Source organism: Novosphingobium sp. THN1, from assembly GCF_003454795.1.
In the GTDB taxonomy this organism is placed as follows: domain Bacteria; phylum Pseudomonadota; class Alphaproteobacteria; order Sphingomonadales; family Sphingomonadaceae; genus Novosphingobium.
Map to the genome: position 1 here is coordinate 426,554 of NZ_CP028348.1, position 14,535 is coordinate 441,088.

14 protein-coding genes are annotated in these 14,535 nt (G+C 64.8%); 7 read left to right on the forward strand and 7 right to left on the reverse strand.

Features of this window, described 5'->3' with window-relative positions; genetic code table 11:
• The first annotated feature begins 19 nt into the window (after positions 1–19).
• The 6 genes from C7W88_RS19070 to mazF are packed head-to-tail and all read left to right on the forward strand — an operon-like array spanning position 20 to position 4,618.
• Positions 20–946: a polysaccharide deacetylase gene (locus C7W88_RS19070; RefSeq protein WP_118075132.1), complete on the forward strand. Its 927-nt coding sequence runs from the start codon at positions 20–22 to the stop codon at positions 944–946.
• The gene (locus tag C7W88_RS19075; RefSeq protein ID WP_118075133.1) at positions 943–2,094 is read left to right on the forward strand and encodes an FAD-dependent monooxygenase; all 1,152 of its coding nucleotides are present in this window, start codon (positions 943–945) and stop codon (positions 2,092–2,094) included. The genes C7W88_RS19070 and C7W88_RS19075 overlap by 4 nt, the downstream gene beginning before the upstream one ends.
• The gene (locus C7W88_RS19080; RefSeq protein WP_118075134.1) at positions 2,091–3,599 is read left to right on the forward strand and encodes an aldehyde dehydrogenase; all 1,509 of its coding nucleotides are present in this window, start codon (positions 2,091–2,093) and stop codon (positions 3,597–3,599) included. Before C7W88_RS19075 ends, C7W88_RS19080 begins: the two co-directional genes overlap by 4 nt.
• 48 nt (positions 3,600–3,647) lie before the next feature.
• Complete coding sequence (locus C7W88_RS19085; protein WP_118075135.1) at positions 3,648–3,989, forward strand: hypothetical protein; 342 nt, start codon at positions 3,648–3,650, stop codon at positions 3,987–3,989.
• Positions 3,990–4,049: 60 nt separating this feature from the next.
• A complete protein-coding gene (locus C7W88_RS19090) occupies positions 4,050–4,292 on the forward strand; it encodes an AbrB/MazE/SpoVT family DNA-binding domain-containing protein (RefSeq protein ID WP_118075890.1) in 243 nt (80 codons plus the stop codon).
• Positions 4,286–4,618 carry an endoribonuclease MazF gene (gene mazF, locus C7W88_RS19095; protein ID WP_118075136.1) on the forward strand — a complete coding sequence of 111 codons (333 nt, stop codon included), beginning with the start codon at positions 4,286–4,288 and terminating at the stop codon, positions 4,616–4,618. The genes C7W88_RS19090 and mazF overlap by 7 nt, the downstream gene beginning before the upstream one ends.
• Positions 4,619–4,640: 22 nt before the next feature.
• Here mazF and C7W88_RS19100 read toward each other — a convergent pair whose 3' ends face one another.
• The 5 genes from C7W88_RS19100 to C7W88_RS19120 form a co-directional block, all read right to left on the reverse strand.
• Positions 4,641–5,432: an IclR family transcriptional regulator gene (locus tag C7W88_RS19100; RefSeq protein ID WP_118075137.1), complete on the reverse strand. Its 792-nt coding sequence runs from the start codon at positions 5,430–5,432 to the stop codon at positions 4,641–4,643.
• A 119-nt stretch (positions 5,433–5,551) separates the two neighbouring features.
• Positions 5,552–6,673: a zinc-binding dehydrogenase gene (locus tag C7W88_RS19105; RefSeq protein WP_118075892.1), complete on the reverse strand. Its 1,122-nt coding sequence runs from the start codon at positions 6,671–6,673 to the stop codon at positions 5,552–5,554.
• Positions 6,673–7,533: an oxaloacetate decarboxylase gene (locus C7W88_RS19110; RefSeq protein WP_118075138.1), complete on the reverse strand. Its 861-nt coding sequence runs from the start codon at positions 7,531–7,533 to the stop codon at positions 6,673–6,675. The genes C7W88_RS19105 and C7W88_RS19110 overlap by 1 nt, the downstream gene beginning before the upstream one ends.
• A 113-nt stretch (positions 7,534–7,646) precedes the next feature.
• A complete protein-coding gene (locus tag C7W88_RS19115; protein ID WP_118075139.1) occupies positions 7,647–9,506 on the reverse strand; it encodes a hydantoinase B/oxoprolinase family protein in 1,860 nt (619 codons plus the stop codon).
• Positions 9,507–9,525: 19 nt separating this feature from the next.
• The gene (locus C7W88_RS19120; protein ID WP_118075140.1) at positions 9,526–11,583 is read right to left on the reverse strand and encodes a hydantoinase/oxoprolinase family protein; all 2,058 of its coding nucleotides are present in this window, start codon (positions 11,581–11,583) and stop codon (positions 9,526–9,528) included.
• Between the two features lie 395 nt (positions 11,584–11,978).
• Between C7W88_RS19120 and C7W88_RS19125 the strand changes: the two genes are divergently transcribed.
• Positions 11,979–12,656, forward strand: a complete 678-nt coding sequence (locus C7W88_RS19125; protein ID WP_240345106.1) for a hypothetical protein — start codon at positions 11,979–11,981, stop codon at positions 12,654–12,656.
• Between the two features lie 52 nt (positions 12,657–12,708).
• Here C7W88_RS19125 and C7W88_RS19130 read toward each other — a convergent pair whose 3' ends face one another.
• Together C7W88_RS19130 and C7W88_RS19135 are read right to left on the reverse strand one after the other, a co-directional pair.
• Positions 12,709–13,602, reverse strand: a complete 894-nt coding sequence (locus C7W88_RS19130) for an MBL fold metallo-hydrolase (protein ID WP_118075141.1) — start codon at positions 13,600–13,602, stop codon at positions 12,709–12,711.
• Positions 13,602–14,513, reverse strand: coding sequence for a DUF1838 family protein (locus C7W88_RS19135; RefSeq protein ID WP_162896263.1), 912 nt, complete (start codon positions 14,511–14,513; stop codon positions 13,602–13,604). Before C7W88_RS19135 ends, C7W88_RS19130 begins: the two co-directional genes overlap by 1 nt.
• Positions 14,514–14,535 lie beyond the last annotated feature (22 nt).

Genomic DNA, 14,535 nt, shown 5'->3' on the forward strand with positions numbered 1-14,535 from the left:
ATTCAGGGGTAAATCACTGATGGAATACGATTACATCCCGCTGCCGCAGCGCCAGCCGCTGGTCTGGCCGAACGGTGCGCGCGTTGCTCTGATCCTCACGTTCAATCTCGAGACGTGGGACCTGACCAAGGATACCGACAAGCCCTATTACGCGGGCGGCCCGGCGATCCTGCCCGACGTGCTGCCCGGCAACACGCCCGATTTTCCCAACTTCACCTGGCGCGAATATGGCCAGCGCGTCGGCCTGTGGCGGCTGATCGACCTGTTCGACGAACTGGGCGTGAAGGCCAGCTGCACCACCAATGCCGTGACGTTCGAGCGGCGCAAGGCGATGACCGATGCCGTGCTTGAGCGTGGCTGGGAGCTGCTCACCCACAACTGGGAACAGGGCGAGCTGCTTTCAAGCTTCGCGCATGAACCGGCCAAGGAGTGCGACATTATCCTGCGCAGCCTTGAACAGTTCGAGAAGTTCACCGGGCGCAAGAGCAAGGGCTGGCTCTCGTCCAGCTTGCGCGGCACGATGCAGACGGCAGACATCCTCGCCGAATATGGCTGCACCTTCTACTGCGACATCATGAACGACGATCAGCCCTACCTGCTGCGCACGCCGCACGGGCCGATCGTCTCCGTGCCTTATTCCAACGAAATCAACGATTTCACCTTCATCACCCGCAAGAACTACACCACCAACGAATACCGCGATGCGCTGATCGAGGAACTCGACGTGCTGTACGCCGAAGGGGCGAAGACCGGGCGGATCATGAACCTTGGGCTGCACCCGCACGTTTCGGGCCGCGCCCATCGCGTGCGCGCGCTGCGGGAATTCATCGAACACGCCAAGAGCCTGCCGGGCGTGTGGTGGGCCACGCGCGAGGAGATCGCCGAGTGGTATCTCGCCAACCATGGGAGCCACATTCCGGGCCAGCTTGAAGGCGGCGCCAAGTGAGCAAGCCGCAGACCATCCTGATCGTCGGCGGTGGCGTTGCGGGCATGACCGCCTCTGCCGCGCTTGCCCAGCAGGGCTTCAAGGTGACGCTGCTGGAAAGCGCGCCGCAATTTGGCGAGATCGGTGCCGGGCTGACGCTGACGCCGAACGCGATGAAGGGTCTCGATTTCATCGGCATCTGCGAGGAAGCGGCAGCGGTTGCGGTCGAGCCGACGCGCCAGCGCATCCAGCACTGGAAGGACGGGCGCACGCTGGTGGCGATGGACCGGTCAACCCAGCGCGCAAAGTACGGTGCGCCCTACATCACCGTCCACCGCGCCGACCTGCACGGTGTGATGACCCGCGCGGCCGAGCGTTCGGGTGTGGAGATGATCGCCGGGGCGCAAGTCGTCTCCAGTGAGGGGACGAGCGTGACGCTGGCCGATGGGCGCCAGTTCTCCGCCGATGTGCTGATCGGTGCCGATGGCGTGAAGAGCGTTATCCGCCAGCGCTTTGGTGATGATGCACCGCACTTCACCGGCCATGTCGCATGGCGCTGCCTGGTGCCGGTGACCGAAGAGATTCAGGACCTTTCCGATTTCCCCGGCATCATCATCGGCCCCGGCGCGATGATGAACCGCTACAACGTGCGCGGTTCGAAGGTGATGAACTTCGTGTTCTTCGCGCGGCAGGAAGGCTGGAACGAGGAAGGCTGGACGACGCCCGCGGATCCTGCCGAACTGCAGTTGATCTATGGCCACTGGTGCGAGGATGCGCAGCGTCTGTTGAAGGCGGCGGTGGCGCAACCGCTGTTCAAGTGGGCGATCAACGCGCGAAAGCCGATGGATACCTGGGTGCTCGATGGCAACGTCACGCTGATCGGCGATGCGGCCCATGCGATGACGCCGTTCCTTGGCCATGGTGCGGCCTGCGGGATCGAGGATGCGGTGGTGCTGGCGCGTGCGCTGGCGGCATCGGATTCCGCGGCAGAGGGCCTTGCCCGGTACGAGAAGGCCCGTCACGAACGCGCCACGTTCATCCAGCGCGAATCGAACGCCAACGCCGATCGCATGCAGGGACAGGACACCGACCTCTTCGGCCTGGGCGAGATGAAGGACGAGGAATCGCTCGGCCTGTTCACCTATGACCCGAGGACCGTCGAAGTATGAGCGTTTCGCCAGTTCCCTTTGACGGCAACCCGATCGCGCCGGAGACGGAGCGTTTCCTGAAGGAAACGCACCGCCTGCTGATCGGCGGGCAATGGGTCGAAGGTTCAGGCGAACTGGAAACGCGTGATCCGGCGACGGGCCTTGTGCTGGCAAGGTTCCAGACGGGCGGCGCGGCGGAAGTGGACCGCGCAGTCAAGGCCGCGCGCGCCGCGTTCGAAGGGCCGTGGGGCCGCATGACCGTGGCCGAGCGTACCGCGCTGCTGCGCAAGCTGGCGCGGGTGATGGACGCCAACGCCACGCTGCTGACCGAACTCGACGTGATCGACAACGGCATGCCGCGCTTCATCGCCGGGCTGACCACCGCAAACTGCGTCGAGATGATCGACTACTATGCGGGCGCGGTGATGCGGATCGAGGGGACGACCATCGCCCCGCCGCGCCACATCGCCGCCGAGACCGAAGCGCTGACTTATACCCTGCGCGAGCCGGTGGGCGTGGCCGGGCAGATCGTGCCGTGGAACGTGCCGCTTTCGACCGCCATCCTCAAGCTCGCCCCGGCACTGGCGGCGGGCTGCACGGTGGTGATGAAGCCATCGGAGGAAACCCCGCTTTCAGCGCTGGCGCTGGGTGGCATGATCCTCGAAGCCGGGATTCCGGCGGGCGTGGTCAATATCGTCAACGGCGTGGGGGCAGAGGCGGGGCAGGCTCTGGCCGAGCATCCCGGCGTCGACAAGATCTCGTTCACCGGATCGACCGCTACGGGCAAGCGCATCATCCAGGCGGCGCTCGGCAATCTCAAGAAGGTCAGCCTCGAACTTGGCGGCAAGAGCCCGGTCGTGGTCATGCCCGATGCCGATCTGGCGCTGGCCGTGCCGGGCGTGGCGATGGCGACGTTCTTCCTGCAGGGCCAGAACTGCATGGCCGGCACGCGCATCTTCGCGCATGCCGCGATCCACGATGCGCTGATGGAAGGCGTCGCGGCGTTGTGCAAGGTGATGACGCTGGGCCACGGCCTTGACCCCGCAACCACGCAGGGACCGATGATCTCGGACGGACACGCGGCCAAGGTCATGGGCTATATCGAGCGGGCCAAGGCCGATGGCGTGACCCTGGTTGTCGGGGGCGAAAAGCTCGACCGGCCGGGCAACTTCATCCAGCCCACGGTGTTCAGCGGCTGCGACAACGCCATGCCGCTGATGCGCGAGGAGATCTTTGGCCCGGTCATGGCCGTGCAGAAGTTCGAGGGCGACGATCTGGACGCCATTGCCGCCCTTGCCAACGACACGCCCTATGGCCTGTCGGGCAGCGTGTGGACGCGCGATCTTTCGACGGCGCACCGCCTGGTCAAGCGCATTCGCGCCGGCCAGGTCTCGATCAACTGCCACGGCGCGGTCGGCACCAACATCCCGTTCGGCGGCTATGGCCAGTCGGGCTGGGGGCGCGAGTTCGGTCAGGAGGGGCTGGACGCCTATCTCGAGACCAAGGCGGTAACTGCTCGTCTGTGATTGGGCGCCTCTGATTGCGTTGCGGGCCTTGTGGTGTAAGGCAGCCAGATGGCCCGCAAGCATTCAAAACATGGTCGCTACGACGACTTCGATACCCCGGACGAGGAAGAAGCCCCGCCGCCGGTACTCTGCTGGCTGTGCGGACGGCCGACGGGCAGCACCATCGTCTGGCATCACCCGATCCCCAAGAGCCGGGGCGGGCGCGATACCGTGCCGATGCACGGCATCTGCCAGCAGACGCTGACGGTGAACTTCACCAATTCCGAACTGCAGCGCATCGGCATGGATGTCGAAAAGCTGCTCGACAACCCTGCGATCCGCAAGTTCGTCGACTGGGTGGCGAACAAGGACCCCGACTTCACCGCGACGATTGCCAAGAAGCAGCGGTGACCTTGCAGCTTTGACGGTGATGGCTTATGTATCGTGAATGTCGATACATGGAGCATGGTCATGCAGGTGCAGGTAAAGAAGTGGGGCAACAGCGCTTCGGTGCGCATCCCCGCATCGGTGCTCGCTGCGGCCTCGCTGAAGATCGATCAGGCGGTCGACGTGCGTGAGGAGGGCGGCCGGGTGATTATCGAGCCGATTGCCGAACCGCGCTTCGATCTCGATGAACTGCTCGCCGCGATGACGCCCGAGAGTTTTCCCGAAGACGTCGCGTTCGGCCCTGCCGTTGGCGGTGAAGCCTGGTGAGTGCCTACGTCCCGGCGGCGGGCGACGTTGTTTGGCTGCAGTTCGATCCGCAGGCCGGGCACGAACAGGCAGGCCATCGTCCCGCCCTGGTGCTGTCGCCGCAGCGCTACAACAAGGCGCGGGGCATGATGCTGTGCTGCCCGATGACCTCGCGGATCAAAGGCTATCCCTTTGAAGTCGTGGTCAGCGTCGAGCCGCCGAGCGCCGTTCTGGCCGATCAGATCAAGGCGCTCGATTGGCGAGCGCGCAAGGCGACGCACAAGGGCAAGGTGCCAGAAGCGGTCCTTGCCGAGGTGCGCGCCAAGCTAAAGGCGCTGATCTTCTAGTTCCTGAGCCTAGGCCCAGATCTTAGGCATTCCCCATGGGCACGTTCGACAGGTCGTGGCTGATCGCGGCGGCTGTCGCTTTCAGGTCGTCGAGGTAGGTTTCGAGCGCGGTCGAGAGCTTCATGGCGGCGACGAAGAACACCATGGTCATGGCGGCTTCGAAGTGGCCGTTGCGGAAGATCGGCACGGCGATCGACGAGGTCTTGCCCGGTGTCAGGTTGAAGTGGTTGCGGCCCTGTACGGCATAGCCATCGGCGCGGATGCGGTCGACATCGAGGCTGACTTCGGCGGTGGCGAGGTAGTTGAGGTCGATGTCCTGCGAAACGCGCATGAAGCGCAGGATCATCTCGCGCTCCTCATCGTCGGCAAAGGCCATCGAGACCTTGCCCGATGCGCTGTCGAGGATCGGCAGGGTGAAGCCCGGATAGTAATGCTCGAAGGTCAACGACGAGTTGGCATGGGTGCTGTCGCGCAGCATCATCTCGCGGCCGACGCGGATGGCGATGGAGACCGGCCAGCCCGCACGGGCAGTGAAGGCGACGATGTGCGGGCGGGCGATGCGCACGAGTTCGTCATCGTGCTGGAAGCCGGTGGCCAGCGTCTGCACGAGGGCGGTGGCGCGGTAGCGCTTGCGGGCGGGCTCCTGCTCGATCAGGCCTTCGTAAAGCAGGGTCTGCACGATGCGGCAGGCGGTGGGGTAGGGGACCTCTGCCGACTTGGCGATTTCCATCATCGAAAGCGAGCCGTGGCGGTTGATTGCCTTCAGCGCGGCGATGGATCGCGTGATCGACCGGATAGGAACGCCTTTTTCCATTGTACGACTCCCCTTGTCACTGCTGTGGTTGGCCGCAGAGTGACAAGAGAATGTCATTTAACCGAATTGTTCAAGGAATTATCTGCCTGTCGGATAAACCTGTCCCCAATTCGGAACAATCACCATCCGGGGACAATGACCTGCCGGACGGCCTTGCCCTGGGCGAGCTTGTCCATCAGGTCGTTGATTTCCTCAAGCGGGCTAACCGAAGTCAGCAGCTTTTCGACCGGCATGCGGCCTGCCTTCCACAGCGCGATATAGCGCGGAATGTCGCGCGCCGGGATTGACGAGCCCATGTAGCTGCCCATCAGCGTCTTGCCCTCTGCGACGAGCGACAAGGCATTGATTTCAAGCATTTCTGTCGGGTTCGGCAGGCCCACGGTGACGATGCGTCCGCCGCGCTTGGCGGCCTTGTAGGCCAGCGCGAGAACGGCAGCCTTGCCCACGGTCTCGATCACCACGTCGGTTCCGAACAGCGCTTCGTCCTCACCCGGGGCGACGGCGGCAGCGGCGCCGAGTTCGAGGGCGAGTGCGCGCTTTTCCGCCGAGGGGTCAACCGCGACGACCGGCTGTGCCCCTGCCGCAAGCGCGCCGAGCAGCGCGGCGAGGCCGACGCCGCCAAGGCCGTAGATCAGGACCGACTCGCCGGGGCGGACCAGTGCGGTGTTCATCACCGCGCCGACCCCCGTCAGCACCGCGCAGCCGAACAGGGCGGCGGTCTCTGGCGGGATGTCCTTGTCGATCTTCACCAGTGAGCGGCGATCGACCACGGCCTGCGTGGCGAAGGCCGAGACGCCGAGGTGGTGATGGACATGCTCACCGTCACAGGAAAGGCGCGAACCACCCTGCATCAGCTCGCCCTTGCCATTGGCGGCGGCGGCATTGGCGCAAAGGTAGCCCTGGCCCGAGGCGCAGGCGACGCAGTGCCCGCACGAGGGCAGGAACACCAGCACGACGCGGTCGCCAACCGCCAGAGACCCATCGCCTTCATCGCCCAATGCCAGCACGGTTGCGGCGGCCTCGTGGCCCAGCGCCATCGGCATCGGGCGCGGCCGGTCGCCGTTGATGACGGACAGATCGGAGTGGCACAGGCCCGCAGCGTCAATCCGCACGAGCACTTCGCCGGGCTTCGGATCGGCGAGTTCGAGCGTCTTGACCTCGAGCGGCTTGTTCACCGCATAGGGAGCGGAGTTGTTGCCGCTCTGGTTGAGGACGGCGGCGGCGATGCGGCGTGTGGTCATCAGCGGGCCTTGCCCCACTTCTTCTCGAAGGCCCACACGTCCTCGAATCCGATCAGCGAGCAGAACTCGGAGAAATCGAACAGGCCATCGGGCTGGCCGACGCCGTTGTCCTTGAGATCGCGCAGGACCTTCTCCATCGCAGCCGCAGCGGCAAGGCTGGTGAGCGAGGGGTAGATGGCATAGGCATAGCCGATCTCGGCCAGCACCTCGGCGGGCGGCACCGGCGTCTTGCCGTGGTTTGACATGTTGGCCATGCAGGGCTTGTCGAGCACGGCGCAGGCCTTGCGCATTTCCTCTTCGCTGTGGAGCGCTTCGGGGAAGAGCACGTCGGCCCCGGCCTTCGAATAGGCTTCGAGGCGGCGCAACACGCCATCCAACCCTTCGCTTTCACGCGCATCGGTGCGGGCGATCACGACGAAGTCCTCGCTTTCCCGCGAATCCACGGCGACCTGGATCTTCTCGACCATATCCTCGGTGGAGATCAGGCGCTTGAACGGAGTGTGGCCGCACTTCTTGGGGAATTCCTGATCCTCGATCTGGATCGCGGTAACGCCCGAGGCTTCGTAGCCCTTCACGGTGTGGTGGACGTTGAGCAGGCCACCATAGCCGGTATCGCCATCGGCAATGACCGCCGCGTTCGACGTGCGCGCCAGCGTTTCCATGCGGTTGCGCATCTCGGTGTAGGTGGCGATGCCGGCATCGGGCAGGCCCCAGGCCGAGGCGGTGAGCCAGTAGCCGGTACCATAGACGATGTCGAAGCCGACCTTGTTGGCGATCACCGCGGTGATCATGTCCTGTATACCGGGGACGACGAAGAACTTTCCGGAGTTCAGCTTCTCGCGGAGAATGGGATTGGCCACGGGTTTGATCCTTATGCGTTGTGCATGCCCACCCCGCTGCGACTAACTCCGCCTTCGGCTCCGTAAGTCTCGCTCCCCTCCCGCAAGCGGGAGGGGTTGGGGGTGGGCTCCTGTTAAGCGTTCGCCCAGCGCGGAGCCTTGGGAGCGGGGAGGCCGGTTTCGGCAAGGCAGTTGGCGCGCAGGGTTTCGATGTCGGGACCGAAGTTGAACACGCCAAGCTCGCCGCGTTCGGCGCGCATCTTCGTGCGCAGTGCATCGGTGGCAGCGGCATCGACCGCGCCGTCCTTGAGCACCACGCCATAGCGCAGGGCGCCCTTTTCGGTGACGAGGCCTTGCTTGAGTTCGACAGCCAGCAGTTCGGGATCGCGTTCGAGCGGGTCGCCCCAGCCGCCGCCGCCCCAGGTGATGAAGTGGAGGCGATCACCCGGTTCGACCGGATAGTCTTCCAGCTTGTTGCCGACGACGATCTCGGTGCCATCGGCCTTGACCAGCACCTTGCGGGCACGCGCACCCGGCTCGCCGCCGTTGACGCCCCAGGGCGGCACGAACCAGCGGTCGTCATGGATGGCGATGGTGCCGGGTTCGAGGAACTTGTAGACCATGTCGATGCCGTTGCCGCCACGGTGCAGGCCTGCGCCGCCCGAATCCGGAACGGTCTCGTAGCGCTCGATCACCAGCGGGAAGTAGCGCTCGAGGAACTCGTTGGGCACGTTGGTGAAGCCGGGAAACAGCGAGTGGCCATCCGGGCCATCGCCCAGCGGACGGCCGGGGATGCCGCCGAAGCCTATCTGGAAGAGCTGGAACCACTTACCGTGTCTGTCGGTGCCGGCATAGAACAGGTGCGGCGAGGAGGAGAAGCCCGCGGCGTTGAGGAACTCCGGCGTCTTCTGGCCGAGCAGCCCGCCGAGGATGTCGAACAGGCGGCCGAGCACGTGGGTGCGGCCCGAGAGCGCGGCGGGGAACTTCGGCTTGAGCAGCGACCCTTCGGGGATGCGCACGTCGATCAGGTCATAGTAGCCGTCGTTGAACAGGATCTGCGGATCGAAGATCATGATCATGTAGATGCCGAAGAACATGCGCATCATGTTCTCGTTGAGCAGCATGTTGATCGAAGCCTGGCTCTGCGGATCGGTGCCGGCGAAATCGAGCACCACGCGGCCATCCTCGCGCCACATCGTGCATTTGATCTTGTAGGGACCATAACCTAGGCCGTCGTCGCAGATGTAGTCTTCGAAGCTGACCTTGTCTTCGCTGATCGAACTGGCGATCAGCTGCTTCATCGCACGGTGGTTGCGTTCGAGCAGCATGGTCGTGGCAGAGGTGAACACGTCGTCGCCAAAGCGCTCGGCCATCTCGTAGACGCGGCGCGCGGCGACGCGGCACGAGGCGATCAGGGCGTTGAGGTCAGCCTTGCACCAGTCCGGCGTGCGGGTCTGGTGCATGACCAGCTTGATCAGGTCCTCGTTGTACTCGCCCTTCTTCCAGATCTTGACCGGCGGGATGCGCACGCCTTCCTGGAAGATGCTGGTGGCGTGAATCGGCATCGAGCCGGGGACCATGCCGCCGATGTCGGACTGGTGGCCGAACATCGAGGTATAGGCGATGAGGCGACCGTCCTTGAACACGGGCAGCAGCACCAGCCAGTCGTTCGAGTGGCTGATCGCGCCCTGCACCGAATAGGGATCGGACAGGAAGATCAGGTCACCGTCCTCGACGGTGCCTTCGTAACCATCGAGGAACGGACCGATGTACGATCCGAACTGGCCGACGATCATCTTGCCGGTGTGATCGGCGATGAGCGGGAAGGCGTCGCCCTGTTCGCGGATGCCCGGAGACATGGCGGTGCGGACAAGCGTTGCGTCCATCTCGATGCGCGCATTGCGCAGCGCGTTCTCGATGATGTCGAGCGTGACCGGATCGACGGCCACCGAGTTGAAGGGCGTGTTGTTGGCCTGGATGATCTGTGCGGGCATGTGCTTATCCGTTCCCGATTTAAAGGTGTTGGCCAAGATTGATCAGGATGTTGCCGACATGGTCGACGCGGCCGGTGCAGCCGGCTTCGATCAGCGTGGTGGAGTCCATCTCCACGACTATGGCGGGGCCGGGGATCACGTCGCCAGCACGCAGCTTGGCGCGGTCATAGATCACGGCGGGGACCATGGCGCCATCGGCCCACAGTTCATGGTCGCGCACCTTGGCGGCGATCGGATCGCCGTTGCCCACTTCGAGCGGCGGGGCGGGCAGATCGAGCGCGGGGCCCATGGCGACGGCGCGCAGGTTCACGAGTTCGTGCGCGGAGTCCATGTTGAAGGTGAACAGGCGCTTGTGTTCGGCATCGAAGCGGTCGGTCACGCCCTTCAGGCCATCGCGGCGCAGCACTTCGGCGTCGATCGACAGTGGCACTTCGAAGGCCTGGCCTTCGTAGCGGATGTCGAGTTCGAACAGGCTGGTGACGTCGGCATCGCTGATACCCTCGGCGGTCAGCTCGGCGCGGGTCTGCGCGGCCATTTCGTCGAGCAAGGCGATGACCTCGGCCTCGTCGGTCTCGTCAACGCGGCGGCTGAACGAGCGGGCGGTCTCGGTGCGCATGCGCGTGGTGGCATCACCCAGGGCGCAAAGCACGCCGGGGCTGACCGGGGAGACCGCAGGCCACGAACCCATCAGCTTGGCCACGGCGTTCACATGGAGCGGGCCGGCGCCGCCGAAGCCCATTACCGCGAAGTCACGCGGGTCGTAACCCTGCTGCACCGAGATCATGCGCAGCGCGCCGAACATGTTCTCGTTGACGATGTCGATGATGCCGCGCGCGGCTTCCATCAACCCGATGCCCAGCGCGTCGGCGATGGTCTGCACGGCCTTCTTCGCGCCTTCGCGGTCAAGCTTGAAGGTGCCGCCGAGCAGGTTTTCGGGGAGATAGCCAAGCACGACGTTGGCGTCGGTCACGGTCGGCAGGGTGCCGCCCTTGCTGTAGGCCACCGGGCCGGGGACAGCGCCTGCCGACTGCGGGCCGACGCGGAGCGCGCCGGTGAGTTCGGGCACGTAGGCGATCGAGCCGCCACCTGCGCCTACCGTCTTCACGTCAAGCGCCGAGGCGCGGACCGAGAGGTGGCCCACTTCGGTGGTGCGCTGGCGGCGTGCTTCGAGGTTTTCGATCAGGGCGACGTCGGTCGACGTGCCGCCGACGTCGAGCGTCAGGATGTTCTTGATGCCCGCGTTGCGGCCCACCCAGATCGCGCCGGTGACGCCACCGGCAGGGCCGGACATCAGCAGCGAAACGGGATGCTCTTCCGACTTTTCGGAAGACATGAGGCCGCCGTCCGAGCGCAGCAGCGAGAGCGATCCGGCCATGCCGGCGCCGCGCAGGCTATCGCGCAGATTGTGGATGTACTTGCGCATGACCGGGCGCACCGCGGCGTTGGCCACCGTGGTCAGCGTGCGTTCGTATTCCTGCATTTCCGGCAGGACTTCGTGGGACAGCGACATCGGGATACCCGGCATGATCTCTGCCGCAAGTTCGCCGATGCGCTTTTCATGCGAGCCGTTGAGGTAGGCGTTGACGAGGCTGACGGTCAGCGCCTCGATGCCGCTGTCGCGCAGGGCGACGAGGGCTTCGCGCACTTGCGCTTCGTCGAGCGGTTCCAGTTCATTGCCTTGCGCATCCATGCGCCCGCGCACTTCGACGGTATCCTGCAGCGCGGCCAGCGGCACCGGCTTTGGCCAGACGATCCAACCGGCAAGCCCGCCCGGCACGAACGAACGCGCGATCTGCATGACCTGGCGATAGCCGTCGGTGGTGATGAGGCCGACGCGGGCGCCCTTGCCTTCGAGCACGGCGTTGGTTGCCACAGTGGTGCCGTGGAGGAAGAATTCGACGTCGGCCGGGCTGATGCCGGCCTTCTCGCAGATGGCGGTGACGCCGTTCAGAATGCCTTCCGAACTGTCGTGCGGGGTCGACGGCGTCTTGTTGCGCCAGAATTCGCCAGTGCTCTGGTTGAACAGCAGGAGGTCGGTGAACGTGCCACCCACGTCCACGCCCAGTCGATAGGTCATGTCTACCCCGATCGCTTGTAACTTGCGGCACAATCGCCGTCAGTGCTTGTCGAGGCTGAGTACTATCCCTCGTGTCACAAGCTCGCGTCGCACTCGCGCTGGGTTATCCGCCAAGCGGCTTTTTGCCGCCGCGTCGCGGCGATGCGCGGCGAGAAGTTGTCGCTGGTCGGATAAGGCCCTGGCAAAAACGGCCCGCAGCGCCGGACCGGACAACCGATGTGCTCTGGACCGCCGATTTATGACCGGTGTGCGAGCACTTCCCGACAAACTGCTGTTCCCGCGACTGCGCGATAATGAAGAGCAGGATCACGGACGCGCTGCCAGCTGGAATGCCTGCCGGGCCGGGACGCTTCAGGCAGGCTTAGTGGCGGCTTCCACATCAAAGGGGAAAGTCGTTGATCGAAGAAGTACTGGTACTGCGCTGGGTCCACATCGTCGCCATGGTCTATTGGCTGGGCGGCGAATGGGGTGTCTTCCAGACAAGCTTTAACATCATCAATCGCAAGCTCTCGATGGAGGAGCGCAGGCGGCATATGGAAACCGCCTATCGCATCGACATCCTGGCGCGCACCGGTATCATCATGCTGTTGCCGCTGGGGCTGCACATGGGCAACATCTATGGCCTGCAGCCTTATGGCGGCAACTTCCTCACGGCGATGTGGGTGTTCGTGGCGGGTTGGCTGGCGCTGTGCTGGTCGGCCTTCATCTACCGCGAGACCGATCGCGGCGTGATGCTCACCAAGCTTGACGAGAAGATCCGCTGGGTGCTGATCCCGACGATCTTCGTGGTCGGCATCTCCTCGCTGCTGGGCCACGGCCCGCTCGAGGCCGGCGAAGGTTCGCGCTGGTATGCCACGAAGCTGACGCTCTATGGCTTCACCCTGTGCATAGGCCTTGGCCTGCGCTGGATCATGCGCCTGTGGACTGTCCGCTTCCGTCGCCTTGCCGAAGGTCCGAACCCGGCCGAGGAAGCCGCGCTTGAACGTGAATTCCTTTACGGCCGTCTGATGGCCTACGTGTACTGGATCACCATTTCGGGCATCTGCTTCCTGGGAACGGTCAAGCCGTTCTGATCGGAACCGGATTTGCGGAATAAGGAAGGGCGGCCTGATCGGGCCGCCCTTTCTATTTGGACGCGGCGTCTTCGCGGGCAAGCTGGGCATCAAGCAGTGCGGCGTACTTGTCCGCCATGGCCTTGCAGGCGCTGGGCGCACGCATGGGATCGGGCGCAGCACCCGCGCGCCTTGCGGCAGCGCGAAGGTCCGCTCCCGAATGTTCCGCGTGGTTGGACAGGAGGACGTCGCAAGGCTCGTTGCGCAGCATGGCGATGCTGCGGCGGAACCCCGCCACAAGGTTCGGATGGTCCCGGTAGCGATAGGTGCCAGCGGTCAGGGAATTGAGGCTGGCGGCAAAGAACACCTTGGCGCAGCCGCTGTTTGGGGTGCAGGTCTGCCATGACCAGCCCATCGATCCCGGCGTATGCCCCGGCATGGCGCGGGCGGTGATGGTGACATTGCCGAAGCGCAGGCGCTGGCCGTCCTTCACGATGCGCACGGTCTTGACCGGAGCATAGGCGATCAGGCTGGCGCGCTGCGGGTCTTCGTCTCCGCTGAGGCCATTCCGCAGCACGGCGGCGGCAGAGGCCGAGGCATAGACCTGCGCGCCGCTTTCACGCACCACCGCAGCGATGGCCCCAGCATGGTCGTAATGCGGCTCTGTCACCAGCAGCCACTTCACCTGATCGATCCGGTAGCCGAGTTCAGCCAGATGGGCCCGAAGCACGGACAAGCCCTCCGGCAGACCGGCATCGATCAGGACGAGGCCCTTGCCGGTATCGATAACCGCCTGCTTGACGCGCTTCGGCCCGACATAGCCAAGCCCTGGAAAAACGCGCAGCGGCGCGTCCGGCTCAAGCCAGCGCGCCGCATCGGGGCCGGTGATGGGCCGTGTCAGCGGATCGTCCCCACGCGTCGCCCCGATCAGGAGCGCCGCGGCAAGGACGAGGCCCGCCTTGCGCATCAGTTGCGATACTCTTCCTGCTTGAGCGTCAGCAGCTTGCGCGGATCGCGTGCGCCTTCGGGATTGACGCGGGCCAGCATCGCCACCCAGTCCTTGGGCATGTTGGCATAGTCGGTTTCCTTGCGGCCAACGCTGCGCAGGCACTGCGTGCCCATGCCGGCGGGCATCTTCCACCACCGCGCATAGTCGGAAAGGTCGGTGCCATATCCGGTCGCGCTGGCGCAGTGGACGCGCGGGTCCAGCGCTTCCCTTGCCGGACTGGTGATCATCGTCATGTCGTTGAGGCGGCGCGGCGAAAGGCCCGGCGTCTCGGTGTCGGCGGCGGTGTGCTGCTGGAAAGTGATCTGGTCACCCATGTGATAGAACAGCTCGGGCACGTGCTCGGCCTTGAGCGTGGTGTTGCCGATCTTGCCATCGAAGATCAGGTCGTTGGCCGCGCTGTAGCGCACCGTGGTCGGCCCGACGGGGACGAAGGGAACATCCACCATTTCGCCCGTCAGCGGATTGCGCAGCTGGTCCGAACGTTCATTGGTGCCGGGCGCGGTGCGGAAGCCCAATTCGTAGGACGTCAGCTCCATGCTGCCATCGGCCAGCGGATTGACCTGCATCACCGCGCCGAACACCAGTTCGCACAGCGGGGTCAGCTTCGCGCCCTGCTGGGCGTAGTTGCGGCCACGGAACCACCAGTAGACGATGCCGGGATCGGTGCGCAGGCGCATGCGGCGGATCATGGCGATGCGCGCGGCCGGGTCGGTGGGAATGCCTTCCTCGCGGATCAGCGATGCGCCAAGCGCGGGCGCTGCGCCAAGCAGGCCGGAACTGGCCAAGGCCACGCCGGTCAGCCCGGCCCCACCCAACATGGTGCGGCGGCTGAGGAGGAACGTCTCGTCGCTGCTGTCGAAATCGGTCATCGGCATTTCCCCACGAATGGCC

Excerpts from the sequence above, each read along its gene's own strand:
- C7W88_RS19070 (WP_118075132.1), top strand. The coding sequence starts at position 20 with ATGGAATACGATTACATCCCGCTGCCGCAGCGCCAGCCGCTGGTCTGG.
- C7W88_RS19080 (WP_118075134.1), top strand. The coding sequence starts at position 2,091 with ATGAGCGTTTCGCCAGTTCCCTTTGACGGCAACCCGATCGCGCCGGAG.
- C7W88_RS19085 (WP_118075135.1), top strand. The coding sequence starts at position 3,648 with ATGGCCCGCAAGCATTCAAAACATGGTCGCTACGACGACTTCGATACC.
- C7W88_RS19090 (WP_118075890.1), top strand. The coding sequence starts at position 4,050 with ATGCAGGTGCAGGTAAAGAAGTGGGGCAACAGCGCTTCGGTGCGCATC.
- C7W88_RS19100 (WP_118075137.1), bottom strand. The coding sequence starts at position 5,432 with ATGGAAAAAGGCGTTCCTATCCGGTCGATCACGCGATCCATCGCCGCG.
- C7W88_RS19105 (WP_118075892.1), bottom strand. The coding sequence starts at position 6,673 with ATGACCACACGCCGCATCGCCGCCGCCGTCCTCAACCAGAGCGGCAAC.
- C7W88_RS19115 (WP_118075139.1), bottom strand. The coding sequence starts at position 9,506 with ATGCCCGCACAGATCATCCAGGCCAACAACACGCCCTTCAACTCGGTG.
- C7W88_RS19120 (WP_118075140.1), bottom strand. The coding sequence starts at position 11,583 with ATGACCTATCGACTGGGCGTGGACGTGGGTGGCACGTTCACCGACCTC.
- C7W88_RS19130 (WP_118075141.1), bottom strand. The coding sequence starts at position 13,602 with ATGCGCAAGGCGGGCCTCGTCCTTGCCGCGGCGCTCCTGATCGGGGCG.
- C7W88_RS19135 (WP_162896263.1), bottom strand. The coding sequence starts at position 14,513 with ATGACCGATTTCGACAGCAGCGACGAGACGTTCCTCCTCAGCCGCCGC.